General features: G+C 61.2%; 1 pseudogene. It reads left to right on the top strand.

What is annotated here, in order from left to right:
* A pseudogene (locus AC0L20_RS41705) lies at window positions 1-242 on the top strand (DUF1522 domain-containing protein); the annotation flags it as partial.

Here is a 242-nt window from a genome sequence, read left to right as displayed (position 1 = left end):
ACGCTGACCACGGCGCTGACGTTCTCGACGGCTTCCAGCCCCGTCCAGGACACGGTTGCCCAGACCTCGCGTGCGAACCTGGTGTCTCAGTACAACAACATCCTGAACCAGATCGACACGACCTCGCAGGACTCCTCGTTCAACGGCGTCAACCTGCTGAACGGCGACCAGCTCAAGCTGGTGTTCGACGAGACCGGCAAGTCCAACCTCAGCATCACCGGCGTGACCTACAACTCCAAGGG

This window comes from Bradyrhizobium sp. Kon58 (assembly GCF_055807455.1).
This window is presented reverse-complemented; position numbering and strand designations above follow the sequence as displayed.